Origin of the sequence: Tianxiuia mixotrophica (assembly GCF_050596425.1) — a bacterium.
GTDB lineage: Bacteria > Bacillota > Clostridia > Peptostreptococcales > Acidaminobacteraceae.
The window spans coordinates 4,119,327-4,138,189 of sequence record NZ_CP192292.1 but is presented as its reverse complement, the minus strand read 5'-3'; the positions used below and the strand labels follow the sequence as shown (position 1 = coordinate 4,138,189).

Genomic DNA, 18,863 nt, shown 5'->3' with positions numbered 1-18,863 from the left:
GGGGGTGAACTGAAATGGCGAGCGAACTGACACTTCGAATAATGCAAAGAATTGTAGACAAGGAGTTGGGGCCACAATCAAACCCTCGTCAATCTGCTCAGCGAAGCGCATCTTTAAATGATGTCCACTTATCGCAAGATGAGGAAAACGCGCTCAAGCAGTTGATCAATCCATCTAAGTCTGAACGAGGCGGTGCGCAAAAGAAGATGCCAAGAAGCAGTGCAAAATCGAAAACAGTAGAGGCGTTTGCGGCGCTTTACAACAAGGGTGGAAAACCTGGTACCCGACCAAGTGAGAAACCCACACCTGTAAGGTCTCAAAAAATGAACCTAAATGATTTTGTTCAGACGATGAAAAAGTAGATTTGGGGGTGTTCTAAGTGAAAGGTGAAGCCTTAGGCTTGATCGAAACAATTGGTCTTGCAACAGCCGCTGCTGCTCTGGACGCTGCTGTCAAAACAGCAGATGTAGAGTGTGTGGCTGTAGAAAAGGTCATAGGTGTAGGCAAGGTTGTCAGTGTGACAGTCAATCTCACCGGACAAGTGGCCGCTGTCTCCGCTGCAGTTGAAAGTGGTGTTGAGGCGGCAAGTGCGGTTGGAACAGTCGTATCATCCCATGTACTACCTCGACCACATGGTGACGTGGAAAAACTAATTGGACTGTTCGGCGGTGCGAAAAAAGTAAAAAAAGAAGTAAATGAAGAAGGTAAGAATCAAGAAAAGGCTCAGAAATCATCAAAATTAGATGATTCCAAAGGAAAAGCTGAGTCGGATTCAGAATAATATAAAGAGTAAAATAATTTGTGAAAAACCATATGCTTAAGCCCATGTAATATGGCTTAACCATCTGTTCGTCCAAATGCATATGGGAATCAAACGTTTATAAATGAGGAGGATTACTATGAGTCAAGCTCTAGGTTTAGTCGAAACGAAAGGTCTTGTTGGCGCAGTTGAAGCAGCAGATGCCATGGTAAAGGCTGCAAATGTAACACTTGTAGGGTATGAAAAAATTGGTTTTGGTCTTGTAACTGTAATGGTTAGAGGCGATGTCGGTGCAGTAAAAGCGGCAACGGATGCTGGTGCAGATGCAGCGGCACGTGTTGGAGAGCTATACTCAGTACACGTTATTCCAAGACCACACTCTGAAGTTGAGAGAGTTATTCTGGCTGACCTTAAATAAAAAGGAGCATATAAATGAGAGATAAGGACCGATTAATTCGTGCCTTTGGAAAGCTCAATATGAGGGTCACAGACGGTGTGGAAAAATCACATGTCAGCTTGGTTCGGGATGGAAAATCCCTTCCAAGCCGACATGCTGTGGTTCTACTCTGTGGGAGTGATATTAGTCTGACAAATGCTTTTGAAGGTCTCAGGGAACTTGCTGATGAAAACTATAAGTTTACAGCGGTTCTTAGTCGAAGTGCAGAAAAGCTACTTTGTGAAAAAGACATTATGTCAGGTTTTTCACCAGCACAAATCCTTAAAGAATCAGAGGGTGTCAGCATAAAAGGCACCATAGATATGATGGATGCCCTAATTATTCCTAACCTGACTCAAAACACACTTGCAAAAGTGGCTGTGGGTATTCAAGATGAACTCACAGCACTCATTACGTGGCAGGCATTGGTGCTTGGAAAGCCTCTTGTTATAAACACCGACTCTATATTTAGTGGCTGGTTTGACATTAACAACAATAGGGCCATGAAACGCGTCATGCAAAATCACGTTGCCGTCCTCAAGGGGTACGGAGCAAAACTTGCTGATAAGCACAAGTATCTTGACCACCTAGGCGATCAAAATAAAAGATCATCCTATCAATCAAGAAATGGTGTGCACATTGGGACGAAATCTGAAGCCAAGTTTGGGGCTCAAAAGCCAGTACATAATCATTTGAAAGCGCGGGAGAACCGTCATCAAAATCAAAGTCTGGGACTTTCAGATATTGCTGACAAAAATCTGCTCACAGAAAGAGACATCAAAGCGCTTGAAGGCGTGACAGAAATAAAACTAGGCAAAGGGCAGATACTGACACCACTTGGTAGAGATGTGGCAATTTCCAGAGGAATTCGAATCATCTACCAACGCCAATAGGACGAGTCCTCAGGGACCCTCTGAATGGGGCAAAGGGAGAGATTTCATGAAAACAGCAGTTATTATAGGCACAGTCGTTGCCACTAGAAAAGATGAAAGACTTGTTGGAAAAAAGCTTATGCTGATTCAACCGGTCGATTTAAATAAAAAACCAATTGGTGAACCCTTCGTGGGTGTTGACACAGTTGGGGCAGGCATTGGCGAATTCGTCATTTTCTGTACAGGCACTGCGGCCAGAAAGGCTTGCAATGCTCCTGATGCACCGATAGATGGTGCCGTTATAGGTATTGTTGATCAGGTGGATGTCATATCAAAACTCGAATGGGATAAGGGGAGTGAATAACTTTGAATCCGAGTGTCATTAAAAAAGCCGTGGACTATCGCCGTATGATTGATGCGTTGATGGGTGACCATGATTTTGCTGATCTCGTCCTTCAAGGTGGTCATGTGGTCAATACAGTGACAAGGGAACTGGTTAGAACAGACCTTGCCATCAAAGGCAAATATGTTTTAGCCATGTCGAATGATCAGTCATTGATTGGCCCCAAAACGCTGGTTATAGATGTGACAGGCAAGTTTCTGTCACCTGGTTTTATAGATTCGCACATGCACTTTGAAAGCTCAATGCTGACAATATCCGAGTTTGCAAGATTGTCTATTCCATCTGGAACGACAACGCTTGTGGCAGATCCCCATGAAATTGGGAATGCCCTTGGTCCAGTTGGTATGAAAGCCATGGCTGATGAAGCCGGTGTGGTGCCAAACCATGTTCATCTTGTTGTACCAGCATTGACACCTGACTGTCCAAGACTTGAGACAGCAGGGGTTGACGTGTCCTCCAAGGATATGGAAGATCTACTGAATTATAAAAATATTATTGGCATTGGGGAGTTGCAGGGCTTCTCAAATGCACAACACGTATACAACAACACACCTGAAATCATTGATGATCTACTGGCCTCTACAGCTTATGCAAGAAGCCTGGGACAAGTGGTTGACGGCAATGCGCCAGAACTGTTTGACAAGGAACTGGCGGCACATATTATTGCAACGGGTGGAACCTGTTCCTGTCATGAGACGACCACAAAAGAAGAATGCATGGAAAAACTGAGAAATGGTGTCTATGTATTCATGCGTGAAGGGTCAACTCAAAGAAATATGGCTGAGTGTGTTCGTGCCATCACTGAAGAAGGCATGGATTCCAGAAGAGCTGTTCTGGCCACAGATGACATGGTTGCAGAGGATCTAGAAAAGCTTGGTCATATGAATGAAATCGTAAAAAGAACCATCGCTGAAGGCGTTGATCCGGTGGAAGCCATCCAAATGTGTACGATCAACCCGGCAACATACTTTGGTCTCAAAGACAGAGGGGCTCTGTTACCAGGAAACCTTGCAGATATAGCCATCATCAGTGACCTAAACAATATGGTCGTTGACGCTGTATTCATAGAAGGCGAACCCCTTGCAGCAAGTGGAGAAATGCTCATAGACATTCCTGTTTACACATACCCCAAGTCTGTTAAAAATTCAGTAAAGCGGGACAAGACGTCAGCGGCTGAAATGGCAGTTGAAGCATCGGGAGCCCAGGCAAACTGTAATGTTATTGGTGTTATTCCTGACCAAAACTTATCAGATGCCCTGGAAGCTGTTCTACCAGTTAAAAATGGAATTGTTCAGCCAGACACATCTCAAGATGTCCTACCAATGCACTGTCTTGAAAGATACGGTCGAAATGGCAATATCGGAAAGGGGTTTGTCAAAGGCTTCGGCATAGAGTCAGGCGCCATTGCAGAATCCATCGCCCACGATACTCACAATATAATGGTGACAGGGGCCAGCTATGAAGATATGGCGGTAGCTGTCAACCGTGTTATTGAAATGGGGGGCGGTATAGCCCTTTCAAAGAATGGTCGAATTATTGACGAATTAAGACTACCAGTTGGCGGTCTTATCACAGATGAACTTACGGGTTCAGAAGTGAGTCAAAAAATCAGTGACCTAGAAAGAAAAGCAAAAGAAGATCTTGGTTGTAAAGTCCATGCACCTTTTATGCACTTGTCGTTCCTGGCACTCTCGACAAGTCCTAAATGGAAGATTACAGATAAGGGCATCGTTGATGTCGAGAACTTTGAAATCTTACCGCCTGTAAAGTAGGGATTGCAGATGGCATAAATTAACCGTATGGCAACAAATCACCTTTAAAACGTGAAAATTGTTGCTATGCGGTTGAACCTGATTTAAAGTTCTGTAAAAAAGCTGTATCTCCATTTACAAGAGTGTATTGAAGGCGTTAGAATGGACTGGATATACTTCCGTCAATATTATAAAAAAGGAGGGTCGGTCTCGGACGCAGGGGGACGGAGACAAAAGAAAATACAGGGGGTCATTCAATGACTAATCAAGCAGGTTTTCTAGAAAGATTCTTTAAGCTTAAGGAACATGGTACCAATGCAAGTACTGAGTTCATCGCAGGCTTAACGACTTTTATGACGATGGGTTACATATTGGCTGTTAATCCAGGCATGTTATCGGCAACAGGTATGGATTTTGGAGCTGTATTTACAGCGACAGCACTGGCATCAGTTATTGCAACACTGGTTATGGGTTTTTATGCAAACTTACCTTTTGCACTGGCTCCAGGCATGGGACTGAATGCATTCTTCGCATTCACAGTTGTTCTTGGTATGGGGTACTCATGGCAGTTTGCACTAACAGCGGTATTTGCTGAAGGTATCATATTCTTGCTATTGACATTCTTAAACATCCGTGAAGCCATATTAAACTGTATTCCACTCAATTTAAAAAGAGCAATATCTGTTGGTATTGGTCTATTTATCGCATTCATCGGTCTGTACAATGCAGGGATTATTGTACAGGGCGCAGGCGTTCCACTTGAGCTTGGCGTGATCACAAGCGGAGCACCTCTAGTAGCGATTATTGGTATTCTTATTACGGGCACACTGCTTGCAATGGACGTAAAAGGCGCTCTCTTTATCGGTATCGTGGCAACGACTATCGTAGGCGTACCTTTTGGCATTGTTCAGTTCCCAGAATCACTTGTATCAATGCCGCCAAGCCCTATTTGGTTTGCGTTTGAGTGGTCGAGCATTGCAACATTTGATTTTATCTTCGTTCTGTTTACATTCCTATTTGTGGATATGTTCGATACAGTTGGCACACTGATTGGTGTGTCGACAAAGGCTGGTATGCTTGATGAAGAAGGTAAACTGCCAGGTGCTAAAAAAGCACTTCTTGCAGATGCCGTGGGTACAACTGTTGGTGCTTGTATGGGTACTTCAACAGTAACGACTTTCGTAGAGTCCGCTGCAGGGGTTGCAGAAGGTGGACGTACAGGTCTTACTGCTGTAACAACAGCTGGATTCTTCTTCCTAGCCCTCTTCTTTGCACCGCTGTTTGGTATCATTCCACCAGCTGCAACGGCACCAGCGCTTGTACTTGTTGGTCTGTTCATGATGTCACCTATCAAGGAAATTGACTTTGAAGACTTTACAGAAGCGATTCCAGCATTCTTTGGCATTATCATGATGCCTCTTGCTTATTCAATCGCTGAAGGTATCATGTGGGGCATTATGTCTTACATTCTTCTAAAGATTTTCACAGGTCGTGCAAAAGAAGTTCCAAAGATGACATTTGTGATCGCAGCACTATTTGCATTAAAACTTATACTGCCACTTATTATGTAATAAGGGCCATATAAAGAGTATTGGGGTTATTTCCCTGAATGTATATTTGAGCCTCTACATAGGTCTGTAGGGGCTCAAATTGTATAGAAATGAATCGAATATTATCAGAAAATATGGAATATTCGTTCGATGTGACACTTTTAGAATTGAACAACTCAACAACTCAACAAATATAAAGGAGACTCACTTTATGTCTTAAAAGGGCTAAAAGAGTCGAGTGGCTGTCTGTGAAATTAGAAGACGGTCTTTAGAAAGCTTTTAGGCCCCTCGTTAAAAGTGTTCTTAGAAATTTATGGGTTCAGATAAATATCAAAGAATTCAAGGGATCAAGTCGTAAAGCAGAGAGTGAATAAAGGGGACAAAGCTTTAAAAAACTAAGCCTCAGAACTATATAGAAATGAGGGAATAAATAATGAGTGTAGAAAAAGTACTGCGTGCCACAAGCACCGATGATGTGGTGCGTATTTTAGGCGAATATAAGGATCGGGCCCAGATTATAGCTGGTGGTACAGACTTGTTGGTTCAAATTAGGGAAAAGAAAAACAGGGCCAGTGTTCTTATAGACATAACAGATGTGGAGGCCCTAGGTCAGATAGATATGACTGAAGACAAGCTGACGATTGGTGCCATGGTGCGCTTCACAGATATTGTAGAAAACAAGCACATAAAAGAGCATTTTCCAGGTTTATGGCATGCCTGTAAAAGCGTGGGCTCACCTCAAATAAGAAATTTGGGAACCTTGGCAGGCAACTTAGCCAATGGATCACCAGCAGCAGATTCAGCACCGCCCCTCTTGGCACTTGATGCTAGGGTGATTGCTTCGTCAAGTTCTGGAGACCGGTTGATAAATCTATCAGAATTCTATTTGGGCAAGGGGAAGACTGTTTTAAAAGCTGACGAATTTTTAAAATCTATTGAAATATCGCTCAAGGACAGTCAAGGGGCTTATTTGGAGTTTGAAAAACTCGGTCTGAGGAACGCCCTAGCCATTTCTAGAATCAGTGCAGCCGTTTATATGAAGTTAGATCCAGACGGTCTTATCCAGAGTTGCCGGATAGCTTCTGGCTCACTTGGGTTATGTCCTATGCGGGAAAAAGAAGTGGAAACATGGTTTGTCGGCAAGACACTTGATATGACATGCATCGCTCAAGGCGCTCAGAGATTTGGTCAAGTTGTGGAACAACGGTTGGCTGGTCGCAGTTCCATGCCTTATAAAAGACAAGCTGTTCAAGGTGTTTTAAAGCCAGCGCTTGAACGCATATTAAGACGTAGCCAAGGCCTTACGACGAATAATTGAGAGGTGAAACGATGTTTAATCTAAAAATAAATGTGAATGGCGAATGGATAGAAAGACAAATAACAGATGGACTGCGTCTGCTTGATTTTCTAAGAAATGATTTGGGGTTAACAGGAACAAAAGAAGGGTGCGGAGAAGGAGAATGTGGTGCCTGTACAGTGATTTTAGATGGCAGAGCTGTGGACTCCTGTTTGGTGCTTGCAGCCCAGTGTCATGAAAAACATGTTGTAACCATCGAGGGGCTGGAGTCAGAAGATGGACTTGATCCTGTACAGCAAGCCTTCCTTGATAATGGCGCTGTCCAGTGCGGGTTTTGTATTCCAGGAATGGTCTTGTCATCAAAGGCTTTGCTGGACGCCAATCCAAGGCCATCTGAGGATGAAATTAAAGATGCCGTTTCAGGCAATTTATGTCGGTGTACAGGATATGACAAAATCCTTTCATCCGTAAAACTGGCATCTGAAAGAATAACAGATTCAAGCGAAAAACAACTGGAAACTGCCACCGATGCCGAGGACACTAGGAATAAAAGTGACCAAAACAAGGCGGGTGAGTAAGATGACGGCCTTTAAAACCATCGGTAAGCGATATAGAAGAAAAGATGGAATAGACAAATTAACCGGAAGGGCCCTCTACCCTCAAGATATGCATGTGGACAACATGGCCTATGGACATACGGTTCGTTCCACTGTTCCCCATGCAAAAATCAAGGTGAACACATCCATTGCAGAAGAAATGCCTGGGGTTCTTACAGTCTTAACGGCAAAGGATGTAACGGCTATGAACCACCACGGCGTTCTATTCAAAGACCATGAAGTCCTATGTGATAAGAAGGTGCGTCGTGTTGGAGATCCCGTGGCATTTGTTGTAGCTGAAACGGAAGAAGAGGCTGAATCAGCGGCGCATGCTGTTATCGTTGAATATGAAGAACTGCCAGCCCTCTTTGATCCCGCTGAGGCCATGAAAGAGGACGCTGTTCAGATCCATGATGGCAAATCCAATGTCATATATCATTATAAATGTCGCCGGGGGGATGTGGATAAAGCTTTTGAAGAGGCCGATGTGGTCGTGGAAAACACCTATTATTCGCCCTTTGTGGACCATGTCTTTTTACAGCTTGAAAGTGGTTTATCATATATGGAAGAAGGGCGCCTTGTCCTAGTGGCATCCTCACAGTATCCTCACTTTGACAGATTAGAAATCGCTGAAGCACTGGGGCTGGAAGAAGAGGATGTCATACTCAGAAATCCGGCAGTTGGCGGGGCCTTTGGCGGTCGAGAAGATATCACCATGCAAATCCACTTGGGGCTTGCCACTCTTAAAACGGGTCGTCCAGTGAAAATCACATATACGAGAGAAGAATCCTTTTATGCCCATTCTAAGCGTCATCCTATGACTATGACCATGAAAACCGCCGCCACTAAAGACGGTAAAATCACAGCTGTAGAGGCTTATATTTTAGGTGATACGGGGGCTTACGCTTCCTGGGCAATTAATGTTCTTAGAAAAGCGGGGGTTCACGTTCCAGGGCCCTATGAAGTTGAAAACGTTAAGGTGGATAGCATAGCTGTATATACCAACAATCCTTTTTGTGGAGCCATGCGGGGGTTTGGGGCCACTCAAGTTCCAATTGCATATGAACAACAAATGGACATGCTTGCTCGGGAACTGGGTATGGATCCCTTTGACATACGATATAAAAACTGCTTTAAGAAGGGATCAATGACCCCGAATGGACAGATTCTAACTGAAAGTGTGCCAATGAAAGAGTGTATTGATGCACTCAAGGACCTTATGGAAGGGGCTGATGCAAATGATTAAACATGGAAAGGGCATCGCTCTAAGCTGGTACGGAACAGGTTATGGAAATGGCTTTCCAGACGTTTCTATAGCCACAGTGGACTTAACACCTGAAGGCAAGGTCTTGCTCCGTGTGGGAGCAACAGAGGTCGGGCAGGGGGCTAAAACCATTATGCCCCAGATATGTGCAGAAACCTTGGGACTCGACCCTGCTGATGTCACTATGATTTGTGAAGACACAGACACCTTTAAAGATTCAGGAACCGCTGCGGCAAGTCGACAAACCTACAACACAGGCAATGCTGTTCTTCTGGCTTCTAAGAGTTTTAAAAAAGCCCTTTTTGTTGAAGCGGCAAATCACATGGGACTGAACTCTTCAGTGGGGCTCAAAACAGATAGTGGGAAGATTTGGTTAGAAATCCTACCTGAAAAAAACACGACACTTATGGAAGTCGCTGAGATGCTGGAAGAGAAAGACCGCCTGCTGTCCGTGACAGAGACCTTCACAGCTCAAACCACAGAAATGGATCCAGAAACTGGTCTAGGAGCACCTTACTGGCCCTATACATTTAATGCATATGGCGTGGAAGTGGATGTGGATACAGACACAGGTCGTGTCCATGTGACCAAGGCCTACTGTGTTCAAGATGTCGGACGGGCTATAAATCCTGAGCTCGTGGAAGGTCAAATCGACGGAGGCTTTGTTATGGGTCTTGGATACACCCTCTATGAAGATTTGGGTGTTAAAGATGGGGTTATAAAGAACAATCGCTTTGCAAAGTATATTATACCAACAGCCATGGATATACCTGAAATCCAGAAGGTTATTATAGAAGATCCAGAAAATACGGCACCCTACGGCGCCAAAGGCATTGGAGAGCCAGTCATGGTCCCTGTGGCCCCGGCTATACTCAATGCCATATACGATGCCATTGGTGTTAGAATATTAGAAGTTCCAGCCACGCCTGAAAAGGTGCTTAAGGCCATAAAAGACGCAGGCATGACGTACGAATAAGAACGGTTCAATCATACTCTTAAGAGTAAAAGGGGGTAAGTCATGAAAGAAGATATTAAACGAAGAATAGATGTGGCTGCTGGCAGGCAAAAAGCTGACCTAGTTCTAAAGGGCGGCAAGATTATTAACGTTTTTACCGAGGAAATCATGGACGGGGACATAGCGGTTGTCGACGGACGAATTGCAGGTGTAGGCGGTGTTTATGAAGGTCGTGAAGTCATTGAACTTGAGGGGCAATACCTGGCGCCTGGGCTGATTGATGGACATGTCCATATCGAGTCGTCTCTTGCCACACCCGAACAGTTTGCAAGGGCTATTGTGCCAAGGGGAACCACTTCCATTATTGCAGATCCCCATGAGGTGGCCAATGTCAGCGGTATGGATGGCATTGAATATATTTTAAGTGCAAGTGAGTCTGTTCCAATGGATGTGTTTGTCATGTTGCCGTCTTGTGTGCCGGCAACGGAGTTTGAGAATTCTGGTGCCATTCTGGACGCTGAGAAATTATCGAAACTCATCAACCATCCACGGGTCCTTGGTCTTGGGGAATTGATGGATTATCCTGCAGTGATTGGTGGGGCGGATCATGTGGTCGATAAAATAGAACTGGCCGAAAAAAATCACAAAATAATAGACGGACATGGACCGCTCATAGATGGAAGCCAGTTGAATGCATATGTATCTGCTGGTGTACGAACAGAACATGAGTGTGAGTCTGTGGAGGAAATGATCAACAGACTTAGGCTGGGCATGTACATTCTCATTCGAGAAGGTTCGGCGGCTAGAAACCTATCGACCCTGGTTCAAGGTGTTTCTAAGGAAAATCTCAGACGTTGCTTGTTCTGTACAGATGACAGACATCCTGGCGACATTTTAAAGGACGGTCACATTGACAACAATGTGAGACTGGCCATGGAGTGTGGTCTACCTGCTCTTGCTGCAATACGCATGGCAACCCTCAATGCGGCGGAGTGCTATAGACTCTATGATCGTGGAGCCCTTGCTCCAGGGTATCTTGCAGATATGATTGTAGTGGACAACTTGAGAACCTTTAAAGTGGTAAAAGTATTTAAGTCGGGAAAATTGGTGGCTGATAATGGTCAAGCATTATTTGAAGCTCAAAGTTTGAAGGACGACCGTGTTCGTGACACCATGAATTTAGGCGATTTGAGTATAGAAAAGCTCAAACTCAATATGGAATCTGATATTGCACGGGTTATAAAAATTGAGCCAAAGTCCCTGGTAACAGAACATGTGACGCGCAAGGTGGGGCTTAAAGATGGCGCCTTTGACTATGTGCGAGAGCTCGATATTCTCAAACTAGCAGTCATCGAACGCCATAAGGCCACAGGCAACATTGGACTGGGTCTGGTAGAAGGGTTTGAAATGAAAGATGGGGCCATAGCATCCACTGTAGCCCATGATTCCCATAACCTTATCATTATTGGCGATACAGATGAAAATATTATGGTGGCAGCCAGAGAGGCTGAACGCATTGGCGGCGGACTTGTCGTTGTGAAATCGGGAAAGGTTATTGGGGCCCTTCCTCTTCCAATCGCAGGAATTATGTCAGATAAAACCCTTGGTCAAATGGATAAGGAACATGAGAAACTTATGGAACTTGCCTACAGTTCTGGTGTCAACAAAAATATTGACCCCTTCATGCTGCTTGCCTTTCTTGCTCTGCCAGTCATTCCAGAGTTAAAACTCACGGATATTGGTCTGTTTGATGTGGTGAACTTTGAATTTGTAGACCTTTGCATCCATGACCACCCCCATGAAGAATAGAAAACTTTGTTTGAATGAGAATATACAGAAAATCATATTGTAAATCGTATTGACAACACAATATGTTGGGGGTTACAATATAGAAGAAGTCCATAACATGTGTTTACAGGTGTCACTCACGTGACTTAATAGGGAAGATCGGTTTAATTCCGACGCGGTCCCGCCACTGTAATGGGGAGCTCCACTTAATATACCACTGAATCATTCGGGAAGGTAAGTGAAGCGTTGAACCTGAGCCAGGAGACCTGCCTGAAAACAAAGTACTAAGACCTACGTGGATAGGTGTATTGTGAACAGTGACATTCGTTTACATACTCAGCCTTCCGCAATTCGTGGAAGGCTTTTTTATGGTTGTCGGTCATGCACAGGGCTGACGACATACACCGGAATGTAGTGTGAAAGGTATGTGTTATGCATACAACTTTACTTGAACCTATTTTTCAAGTGCATTTAGCGACCAAAGCTCATTGAGTTGATGTCCATTCATCAAATCCCGAATCAGCGTCCTCCGCTGCTCGGCTTTAATACTCTCACCCAAGGACTATCAATGAAATAAAGCATTTGCGAATTCATGACTTATATCGACTGACCATCGATAAAAATCATGGGGTCGCTATTTTTTTTTGCCAAAAATGATACAATAGGAATACATTTAATTGAAATTTTCTGTTGTTATCTGAGAGGTGAGAATATGCAAATTATTGAAAAAGACGGAGGTGTCCTCCTGGTTCATCCATCAGATTATAAAGTCGACCAGATTTTCGATTGCGGTCAAGCTTTTAGGTTTAAAAAAGTGGAAGAAGGAAAATACCAGGGCATTGCCTTTGGAAAGTATCTTGAGGTGACCCATGTAGATGATGGCGTTTTTTTGTGGCCATCCACTCTTGATGACTATACAGAGATATGGGAAGACTATTTTGATTTGAAAACAGATTATACGCACATTAAAAATGAAATATCTAATAAGTATGAAGTTCTTAAAAGGGCCACTGAGTATGGAGCGGGCATCCGTATTCTAAGACAAGACCCTTGGGAAATTATCATATCTTTTATCATATCTGCAAACAACAACATTCCTAGAATTCAAGGCGCCATCGAGAAATTATCCATAAAGTATGGACAGGCGTTTACAGACCCCTATGGTCAAAAGAAATATACATTTCCAAGTCCCGAAAACCTTGCTCGGGCAAGTGTGGAAGACATTAGGGCTTGCGGTGTGGGCTATAGGGACAAGTACATTTTAAAATCAGCACAGATGATTCTAACGGGCGAAGTATGCATAGAAAAAGTTGCTGAAATGGATGTTCTAAGCGCTGAAAAGGAACTTATGAAGCTACATGGTGTTGGCAAAAAAGTTGCAGATTGCATATTATTGTTTGGATTTAACCATATGGGCGCATTTCCTGTGGATACTTGGGTAAAAAAAGTTATAGCTAAGTATTTTCTCACAGACAAGTCCAGTGTGAAAGAAATCCTACAATTTGCTGAAAGTGAATTCGGTGATTTAGCCGGATACGTACAGCAGTATTTGTTTTTCTACATGCGACAAGGTGTAGACAAACTTTGATTCAAAGAAAGACAAACCTGATTTTTCAAAGTGCTGGACACAAGAAAAGTTCAGGGTGAAAGTAGGGGAGTAGACGGATGAGAATAGTACCAATAAATCTAATACCAGATGGAAGCCAGTTGGCCAAAACGTTATATAGCTCTGATGGTAGAGTTTTATTGCGGGCAGGTATAACGCTTGATGGTTCAAAGCTAAGTCGTGCCAGCCAAATGGGTTTTAAATCTTTATATATTAATGACGGTTTCAGTACCAATACCATAGATGATTTGATCGATCCGCAAACCAGAGTTCGTTCTGTGAAGCAGGTTAAGGAATCATATGATGCTTTTGAGAACTATGCACAAGAGTCGAATAAAGGCCAGTCCAACCAGTGGAAGCTTTCTGAAATGCGCTATGAGTATTTGAGCGGTGTCAAAAATACAGCTCAAGACATTGTAGATGTTCTGCTTAATAAAAAAAGCATTACAATCAATATTCAAGATGTCAAGCAAATGGAAGAGTACCTATATCAGCACACAGTCAATGTGGCCGTCTTATCTGTTCTTTTAGGCATGGACCAAGGTCTTACAGAAGAAGACCTTGAAAACTTAGCCATTGGGGCCCTTTTTCACGACATCGGATATAATTTCATTTCAAAGTCAATCTTAAATAAACCAGCACCGCTTATTAACAAGGAATGGGAAGAGATTAAGACCCATGCCAATTTAGGGTACCAGCATCTAAAAGATGATGTTGATATAAACAGTCATATCAGAATGATTGTTCTACAACACCATGAGTGGATCAATGGCAGTGGTTACCCCCACGGTCTAACAGCAGATAATATCCACCATTTAAGCAAGATTGTTGCCATTGCAGATGTGTATGATGCGCTCACATCGGATAGGCCCTACCGGGCAGCCCTGCCAGCCAATGAAGCCATAGAGTTTTTACTGGGACATGCCAACCAGCAACTGGATGAAAATTTAGTGAAGAGCTTTATAAAATTAATCATTCCATATCCAGTGGGCACGCTCGTTAAGCTTTCAAATGGTGAAATAGGCCTTGTGGAAAGACTCTATGAAAACTTTCCTCTGCGCCCTGTTATAAAAGTTATAAGACAGCTTGCAACAACTGTTGAAATGGTTGAAATCGATCTTATGAAAGAACAAAACATTGTTATAGAAGGGGTTCAATATGAACTGCCTAATTATTCTGTAGGTAAATATGTCAAAGAGTAATTAGACTCACCTAATTGGAGGTGTGGTATGGATATTTTTGTGGCAAGACAACCGATATTTGATGTAAAAAAGCATGTATATGCATATGAACTTCTTTATAGAGCCGGAGAACAGAACCAGTCCAATGTGATAGATGGGGATCAGGCCACTTCCAGTGTCGTGGCAAACACCCTCATGCTTATGGGTCTGGAGTCGCTCACCCAAGGTCGCCTTGCATTCATCAATTTTACACGTCCCTTGATAGATCAGGAAATACCTACGGTATTTTCTAAGGATCTTCTTGTTGTGGAAATTCTTGAAGATATCGTGCCGGATAAGGCCTTTATCGAGTCCTGCAAGAGGTTAAAAGATCTTGGCTACACACTTGCACTGGACGACTTTGTTTTAGACTACCCTTATGATGATATTGTAGATATTGTCGATATCATCAAGGTGGATTTTTTACTAACCAGTCCACAGGAGCGTCGTGAAATTATTAGAAAATACAGTGGGAGAAATATCCGGTTTCTAGCTGAAAAGGTCGAAACCCTTGAACAGTTTGAAGAGGCTGTTCAAGCAGGCTATGTCTACTTTCAAGGATATTTTTTCGCTAAGCCTGTCATAATGAAACACAAAGATATCAGACCAGCGGCCTTTTCCTATGTGAAGATACTTGAAGAGTTGGGGGCAGAACAACCTGAATATGAGAATATAGCAAATATTATTGAGTATGATGTGTCCCTGTCATACAAACTGCTAAGACTCATTAACAGCGCGGCCTTTTACACCAATAGCCGAATCACATCCATTAAGCACGCCCTTGTCATGCTTGGCTTTAAAGAAATAAGGAAATGGGTGTCCATAATAATGCTTCGTGAGTTTTCTGATGACAAGCCCAATGAGATTGTGAGAACCTGTCTATTAAGAGGCAAGATGGGTGAAATACTTGCTCAGCATTTTGGTTTAAAACCAAGAAAAACGGAAGTCTTTCTTATGGGGATGTTCTCCATGATTGATACGCTTATGAATCAGGAAATGAAAGATGCCCTGGTTTATTTGCCCCTAGAAGATGATGTGAAGGCTGGAATTATGGGAGAAGCCAATCAGTTTTCAGAGCTTATGAAAATTGTCATAGCCTATGAAAAGGGCAATTGGGACTTCTTGTTTTTAAGAGCCAGAAAATTTGGAGTGGGCATGAATGTCTTTCCAGATGCCTATATAGAAGCGGTTCAGTGGGCTTCAACAGTCTTTGAAGCTGATGGGTAAAAAATAATGATGCGGCCTTCTTCATTCAGGCACTTGTAAAATTACAGATCAAGGCCATCGCCTTGCAATATATAAAAAAATTGATTCTTAAATATCAATACATTGTATGGCCAAGGTTCTTGAGTGATATTTTGCAAGTCACTCCATTAATAAATTATAATATGACTATTATGATATAGTGGCGGGATAGAACTATAATGATAGAAGCGCATGAAAGGCATAAAACTGGATCACGGTTTTATGTAAACAATAGAATAGTGGAGGCAGATATGTCGGATGACTTAAAAACGTATAAGTGTGATTGTAATGTAATCCACCAAGAGGTTGTGGATGCCGTGCGGGGCCGTCTTGAAAATGTTGACGAACTCAGTCATGTGGCCAACCTTTTTAAGGTTCTTGGGGATTTGACTCGAATAAAAATTATCACAGTTTTAAGGGGCAATGAGATGTGCGTGTGTGACTTGGCCGTGTCCTTAAATATGACCCAGTCTGCCATATCACACCAGTTGCGTGTTTTAAAACAGGCAAGACTTGTTCGTGCCAGACGAGATGGAAAGATCATGTATTACTCTCTTGATGATGAACATATTGATAATATCCTCGATATGGGCTTTGACCATGTGCGTCACGACTAGATCTAAGCTTATCTTTTATGAGAAAATTTGGTTAATGAAAATGTAAAAAAATTATTAACGAGCGTGATAATTTGAAGGATTTATCTCAGGAACCCGTTCAAATAAGCGGGTTCTAATTATGTTTACATTTTATTAGCACTCCTTTAAAATGAGTGCTAAAAATACTTGAATAATGGTTTTTACTGTATTATTATTAAGGGGAGAGATCTGACCTGTAAAAATCAGATCAAAAAAATGATGTTTAAATGGAAACATTTATAAAATTTAAGGAGGAATTCAAAAGTGGCTATTAAACCATTGGGACAACGCGTTGTAATCAAAAAAATTGAGGCAGAAGATAAAACTGCAAGCGGCATTATTCTTCCTGGTCAAGCTCAAGAGCAACCTCAAGTTGCTGAAGTTACAGCTGTTGGATCAGCAGAAGATATGACCGTAAAAGTTGGAGACAGAGTTATTTTCCCGAAATACGCAGGCACGGAAGTCAAGTATGGCGGTGAAGAACTCATTATAATCGAAGAAGAAAAACTTTTGGCTATAGTAGAATAGCATTTAAATTTGGATTGATTTTATAGAGTAGATTGAGGCTTGCAAATTTGCAGGTCGCTCAGAGATGAAAAGACAAAAACAGACAATTTGATCATGAACACTATATAAGGAGGAATCCGTTAAATGGCTAAAATAATTAAATTTGGCGAAGAAGCTAGACGTGGTCTAGAATCAGGTGTTAATCAACTGGCAGATACAGTGAAAGTGACACTGGGTCCTAAGGGACGCAATGTTATCCTAGATAAAAAATTTGGTTCACCCCTCATCACAAATGATGGTGTGACAATCGCAAGAGAAATTGAACTAGAAGACCCGTTTGAAAACATGGGCGCTCAACTGGTTAAAGAAGTTGCAACAAAGACAAACGATGTGGCTGGTGATGGTACAACCACAGCAACTGTGCTTGCGCAGTCTATCGTGTCAGAAGGTCTTAAAAACGTAGCAGCGGGTGCAAACCCAATGATTCTCAAGCAGGGGATTGAAAAGGCTGTTGAAACAGCTATTGCTCACATTAAAGATGTTTCAAAAACTGTGGACACAAGAGAAGCCATCGCTGATGTTGCATCAATTTCTGCAGCGGACCAAGTGATTGGAAACCTGATTGCTGACGCTATGGAAAAGGTCGGAAAAGACGGTGTTATCACTGTTGAAGAGTCTCGTACAATGGCAACGGAACTAGAGGTTGTTGAAGGTATGCAGTTCGACCGTGGATACGTTTCGCCATACATGGTAACAGATACAGAAAAAATGGAAGCGGTACAACAAGATCCGTACATCCTGATCACAGATAAGAAAATTACAAACATTCAAGAGATTCTACCAATCCTTGAGCAAATCGTACAACAAGGCAAGAAGATGCTGATTATTGCTGAAGACATTGAAGGCGAAGCTCTAGCGACACTTGTTATGAACAAACTTCGTGGTGTCTTTGACTGCATCGCAGTTAAAGCGCCTGGGTTTGGTGACAGAAGAAAGGCTATGCTTCAGGACATTGCCATCGTAACAGGTGGTACTGTGATTTCTGAAGAGCTTGGTTACGATCTGAAAACAGCCACTGTTGACATGTTAGGCCGTGCAAAGTCCGTTAAGATCGACAAGGACAACACGACAATCATTGATGGCATGGGTAGTACAGAAGCGATCGAAGCACGTGTGAAAGAAATCAAAGCACAAATGGAAAGCACAACATCTGAGTTCGACAAGGAAAAGCTTCAAGAAAGACTGGCTAAACTTGCGGGCGGCGTTGCTGTAATCCAGGTTGGTGCGGCAACAGAAGTTGAGATGAAAGAAAAGAAGCTTCGTATTGAAGATGCTTTAAATGCAACACGCGCAGCTGTTGAAGAAGGTATTGTACCTGGTGGTGGTACATCCCTTGTAACAGCTATTCCAGAAGTTGAAAAACTCATTGAAACCCTAGAGGGCGATGTGAAAACAGGCGCTAAAATCATTGCACGTGCCCTTGAAGCACCAGTTCGTCAAATTGCTATAAATGCTGGTGTTGAAGGTTCAATCGTTGTAGACAAGATCAAGAGTGCTCCAGCTGGAACAGGCTTTGATGCCCTAACTGGTGAGTACATCAATATGATCGAAAAGGGTATTGTTGACCCAACAAAAGTGGAGAGAAGTGCCCTTCAAAATGCAGCATCGATCTCAGCAATGTTTCTAACAACAGAATCAGCAGTGGTTGATGACAAGTCTGATGAACCTGCAATGCCTCCAATGGGCGGCGGTATGCCAGGCATGATGTAATTCAGTCATAGGCTGACTTTACAATCAATTCAATACATGTTAAACTTTTAGGTGCAGATAGTAATCTGCACCTATTTTATATTAATTTCATAAACGCACTAGGGGAGCAGTTGCTGAGAGTGACCAAGGTCACGACCCTTTGAACCTGATCCGGATGATACCGGCGTAGGAAAGTGACGGACAAATTGTTTATCCAAATAAAATGACC

18 protein-coding genes and 2 riboswitches are annotated in these 18,863 nt (G+C 42.8%); all 18 genes read left to right on the top strand.

Annotated features, from left to right (window positions below; genetic code table 11):
* Positions 1 to 14 precede the first annotated feature (14 nt).
* On the top strand, positions 15 to 362 hold the full coding sequence (locus tag ACQ4KW_RS18400) for a hypothetical protein (RefSeq protein WP_430883894.1): 348 nt from the start codon (positions 15 to 17) through the stop codon (positions 360 to 362).
* Between the two features lie 17 nt (positions 363 to 379).
* Positions 380 to 781, top strand: a complete 402-nt coding sequence (locus ACQ4KW_RS18395) for a BMC domain-containing protein (RefSeq protein WP_430883893.1) — start codon at positions 380 to 382, stop codon at positions 779 to 781.
* Between the two features lie 118 nt (positions 782 to 899).
* A complete protein-coding gene (locus ACQ4KW_RS18390; RefSeq protein WP_430883892.1) occupies positions 900 to 1,178 on the top strand; it encodes a BMC domain-containing protein in 279 nt (92 codons plus the stop codon).
* 14 nt (positions 1,179 to 1,192) lie between these two features.
* On the top strand, positions 1,193 to 2,089 hold the full coding sequence (locus ACQ4KW_RS18385; RefSeq protein WP_430883891.1) for a flavoprotein: 897 nt from the start codon (positions 1,193 to 1,195) through the stop codon (positions 2,087 to 2,089).
* 46 nt (positions 2,090 to 2,135) lie between these two features.
* The gene (locus ACQ4KW_RS18380; protein WP_430883890.1) at positions 2,136 to 2,432 is read left to right on the top strand and encodes a EutN/CcmL family microcompartment protein; all 297 of its coding nucleotides are present in this window, start codon (positions 2,136 to 2,138) and stop codon (positions 2,430 to 2,432) included.
* 2 nt (positions 2,433 to 2,434) lie between these two features.
* Entirely contained in the window at positions 2,435 to 4,243 is a 1,809-nt protein-coding gene (locus ACQ4KW_RS18375) for an adenine deaminase (protein ID WP_430883889.1), read from the top strand.
* A gap of 236 nt (positions 4,244 to 4,479) precedes the next feature.
* A complete protein-coding gene (locus tag ACQ4KW_RS18370; RefSeq protein WP_430883888.1) occupies positions 4,480 to 5,793 on the top strand; it encodes an NCS2 family permease in 1,314 nt (437 codons plus the stop codon).
* Between the two features lie 412 nt (positions 5,794 to 6,205).
* Positions 6,206 to 7,090, top strand: coding sequence for an FAD binding domain-containing protein (locus tag ACQ4KW_RS18365; protein ID WP_430883887.1), 885 nt, complete (start codon positions 6,206 to 6,208; stop codon positions 7,088 to 7,090).
* A gap of 11 nt (positions 7,091 to 7,101) precedes the next feature.
* Positions 7,102 to 7,647, top strand: coding sequence for a (2Fe-2S)-binding protein (locus ACQ4KW_RS18360; RefSeq protein WP_430883886.1), 546 nt, complete (start codon positions 7,102 to 7,104; stop codon positions 7,645 to 7,647).
* A gap of 1 nt (position 7,648) precedes the next feature.
* Complete coding sequence (locus ACQ4KW_RS18355; RefSeq protein WP_430886604.1) at positions 7,649 to 8,911, top strand: xanthine dehydrogenase family protein molybdopterin-binding subunit; 1,263 nt, start codon at positions 7,649 to 7,651, stop codon at positions 8,909 to 8,911.
* Positions 8,904 to 9,905 carry a xanthine dehydrogenase family protein molybdopterin-binding subunit gene (locus ACQ4KW_RS18350; protein ID WP_430883885.1) on the top strand — a complete coding sequence of 334 codons (1,002 nt, stop codon included), beginning with the start codon at positions 8,904 to 8,906 and terminating at the stop codon, positions 9,903 to 9,905. The genes ACQ4KW_RS18355 and ACQ4KW_RS18350 overlap by 8 nt, the downstream gene beginning before the upstream one ends.
* Positions 9,906 to 9,947: 42 nt before the next feature.
* The gene (gene ade, locus ACQ4KW_RS18345; protein ID WP_430883883.1) at positions 9,948 to 11,693 is read left to right on the top strand and encodes an adenine deaminase; all 1,746 of its coding nucleotides are present in this window, start codon (positions 9,948 to 9,950) and stop codon (positions 11,691 to 11,693) included.
* A 90-nt stretch (positions 11,694 to 11,783) separates the two neighbouring features.
* Positions 11,784 to 11,960, top strand: a riboswitch (cobalamin riboswitch).
* Between the two features lie 424 nt (positions 11,961 to 12,384).
* Positions 12,385 to 13,260, top strand: coding sequence for a DNA-3-methyladenine glycosylase family protein (locus ACQ4KW_RS18340; protein ID WP_430883882.1), 876 nt, complete (start codon positions 12,385 to 12,387; stop codon positions 13,258 to 13,260).
* Positions 13,261 to 13,337: 77 nt separating this feature from the next.
* Positions 13,338 to 14,480 carry an HD-GYP domain-containing protein gene (locus ACQ4KW_RS18335; RefSeq protein ID WP_430883881.1) on the top strand — a complete coding sequence of 381 codons (1,143 nt, stop codon included), beginning with the start codon at positions 13,338 to 13,340 and terminating at the stop codon, positions 14,478 to 14,480.
* Positions 14,481 to 14,507: 27 nt separating this feature from the next.
* On the top strand, positions 14,508 to 15,725 hold the full coding sequence (locus tag ACQ4KW_RS18330) for an EAL and HDOD domain-containing protein (protein ID WP_430883880.1): 1,218 nt from the start codon (positions 14,508 to 14,510) through the stop codon (positions 15,723 to 15,725).
* Between the two features lie 269 nt (positions 15,726 to 15,994).
* Positions 15,995 to 16,360 carry an ArsR/SmtB family transcription factor gene (locus ACQ4KW_RS18325; protein ID WP_430886603.1) on the top strand — a complete coding sequence of 122 codons (366 nt, stop codon included), beginning with the start codon at positions 15,995 to 15,997 and terminating at the stop codon, positions 16,358 to 16,360.
* A gap of 282 nt (positions 16,361 to 16,642) precedes the next feature.
* Positions 16,643 to 16,906 (top strand): co-chaperone GroES, encoded by a 264-nt coding sequence (locus tag ACQ4KW_RS18320; protein WP_430883879.1) that lies wholly within the window; start codon positions 16,643 to 16,645, stop codon positions 16,904 to 16,906.
* A gap of 123 nt (positions 16,907 to 17,029) precedes the next feature.
* Positions 17,030 to 18,655, top strand: a complete 1,626-nt coding sequence (gene groL, locus ACQ4KW_RS18315) for a chaperonin GroEL (protein ID WP_430883878.1) — start codon at positions 17,030 to 17,032, stop codon at positions 18,653 to 18,655.
* 90 nt (positions 18,656 to 18,745) lie between these two features.
* Positions 18,746 to 18,844, top strand: a riboswitch (TPP riboswitch).
* Positions 18,845 to 18,863: the final 19 nt, after the last annotated feature.

Bases quoted from the DNA above. Each gene is read 5' to 3' on its own strand.
- ACQ4KW_RS18335 (WP_430883881.1), top strand. From the start codon at position 13,338: ATGAGAATAGTACCAATAAATCTAATACCAGATGGAAGCCAGTTGGCC.
- ACQ4KW_RS18355 (WP_430886604.1), top strand. From the start codon at position 7,649: ATGACGGCCTTTAAAACCATCGGTAAGCGATATAGAAGAAAAGATGGA.
- ACQ4KW_RS18325 (WP_430886603.1), top strand. From the start codon at position 15,995: ATGTCGGATGACTTAAAAACGTATAAGTGTGATTGTAATGTAATCCAC.
- ACQ4KW_RS18370 (WP_430883888.1), top strand. From the start codon at position 4,480: ATGACTAATCAAGCAGGTTTTCTAGAAAGATTCTTTAAGCTTAAGGAA.
- ade (WP_430883883.1), top strand. From the start codon at position 9,948: ATGAAAGAAGATATTAAACGAAGAATAGATGTGGCTGCTGGCAGGCAA.
- ACQ4KW_RS18365 (WP_430883887.1), top strand. From the start codon at position 6,206: ATGAGTGTAGAAAAAGTACTGCGTGCCACAAGCACCGATGATGTGGTG.
- groL (WP_430883878.1), top strand. From the start codon at position 17,030: ATGGCTAAAATAATTAAATTTGGCGAAGAAGCTAGACGTGGTCTAGAA.
- ACQ4KW_RS18340 (WP_430883882.1), top strand. From the start codon at position 12,385: ATGCAAATTATTGAAAAAGACGGAGGTGTCCTCCTGGTTCATCCATCA.
- ACQ4KW_RS18385 (WP_430883891.1), top strand. From the start codon at position 1,193: ATGAGAGATAAGGACCGATTAATTCGTGCCTTTGGAAAGCTCAATATG.
- ACQ4KW_RS18400 (WP_430883894.1), top strand. From the start codon at position 15: ATGGCGAGCGAACTGACACTTCGAATAATGCAAAGAATTGTAGACAAG.
- ACQ4KW_RS18390 (WP_430883892.1), top strand. From the start codon at position 900: ATGAGTCAAGCTCTAGGTTTAGTCGAAACGAAAGGTCTTGTTGGCGCA.
- ACQ4KW_RS18350 (WP_430883885.1), top strand. From the start codon at position 8,904: ATGATTAAACATGGAAAGGGCATCGCTCTAAGCTGGTACGGAACAGGT.
- ACQ4KW_RS18360 (WP_430883886.1), top strand. From the start codon at position 7,102: ATGTTTAATCTAAAAATAAATGTGAATGGCGAATGGATAGAAAGACAA.
- ACQ4KW_RS18380 (WP_430883890.1), top strand. From the start codon at position 2,136: ATGAAAACAGCAGTTATTATAGGCACAGTCGTTGCCACTAGAAAAGAT.
- ACQ4KW_RS18330 (WP_430883880.1), top strand. From the start codon at position 14,508: ATGGATATTTTTGTGGCAAGACAACCGATATTTGATGTAAAAAAGCAT.